Origin of the sequence: Kineococcus xinjiangensis (genome assembly GCF_002934625.1) — a bacterium.
Lineage (GTDB): Bacteria > Actinomycetota > Actinomycetes > Actinomycetales > Kineococcaceae > Kineococcus_A > Kineococcus_A xinjiangensis.
In genome coordinates this window covers 1-1,297 of the sequence record NZ_PTJD01000038.1, presented here as the reverse complement: position 1 = coordinate 1,297, position 1,297 = coordinate 1, and the positions used below count along the sequence as shown (strand labels likewise).

Annotated in this window: 1 protein-coding gene; it reads left to right on the top strand. The window is 67.5% G+C overall.

All coding sequences use genetic code 11. The annotated features are described in order from the left end of the window. Positions 1-1,029, top strand: a 1,029-nt coding sequence (locus CLV92_RS20800; protein WP_104435997.1) for a flagellin, incomplete at its 5' end; no start/stop codon positions are given. Positions 1,030-1,297: the final 268 nt, after the last annotated feature.

Genomic DNA, 1,297 nt, shown 5'->3' with positions numbered 1-1,297 from the left:
ACCGCTGACGGTGCCCTCGGCACGGCGACGACGATCCTGCAGCGCATGCGTGACCTGGCTGTGCAGGCGTCGAACACCGGTTCGTCCGACCCCTCCGCCCAGGCGGCGGCGCAGACGGAGTTCGACCAGCTCAACAACGAGCTGACCCGCATCTCCAACACCACCTCCTTCGGCAACACCAAGCTCCTCGACGGCACCTACGGCGGCTTCGCCGACAAGAAGCTCTCCCTGGTGGGCACCAACGGCGCTGCCCTCACCGCCGGCGACACCGCCGCGACCGACACGGTCAAGGTGACGGTGAACCGCAACGGCAACGACTCCATCAAGGAGTTCGCTCTCACCAACACCGGCGCCAGGGCCTACACGGCCGATGCTGCAGGCGCCACCGCGCTGGCCGTGAACCTGCAGAAGGACTTCGACGCGGCGGGGCTCAGTGACCTCACCATCTCCGTGGACAACGCCCTCGTGGTCACCATCACGAGCAAGACCTCCGCCTCCGCGACCACGGACAAGGTCACGGTCGAGGCGGGCGCCACCAACGTCGCCGCCAGCACGCTGGACATCTTCGGTGCCGCGTCCCAGGTGTCGGCCGCGATCACGGAGACCACTGCGAACCGCAAGACGTTCCAGGTGGGCGCCAACGGCACCGCCAACGACACGATCACGGTGTCGATCGACGACATGGACGCCACGAAGCTGGGCACCAACGGACTGTCGCTGGTGGGCAACGCCGCCGACGGCGCCGCCAACGCCGCCAACACCCTGAAGAAGGTCGAGGCCGCGCTGAGCACGGTCTCCGCCGCCCGCGCCACGCTGGGTGCGGTGCAGAACCGCTTCGAGCACACGATCAACAACCTGAACGTCTCGATCGAGAACATCACCGCCTCGCAGTCGGCGATCCGCGACACCGACATGGCCGCGGAGATGACCAAGTTCACCCGCAACCAGATCCTGACCCAGGCCGGCACCTCCATGCTCGCCCAGGCCAATTCCGCCGCCCAGAACGTCCTCTCCCTGCTGCGCGGCTGATCTACCCGGCACACCCGCTTGACCAGGCGCCCCGTCCCCGCACCGCGGGGGTGGGGCGCCGTCGCGTCGGCGCTGGGACTTCCACCCGAACGGCCGATGCCGAGGCCTCAAGGTCCGTCGTCTCGAGCCGATGTAGTACCTGGTGGCCCACGGACGGGCTGCTGCAGCTCGCTGGACCCCACGTCATGGAGGATTGGTTCTCATGGGTCTTCGGATCAACAACAACATCGCTGCGGTGAACAGCTACCGCAACCTGCAGGCTTCGGAC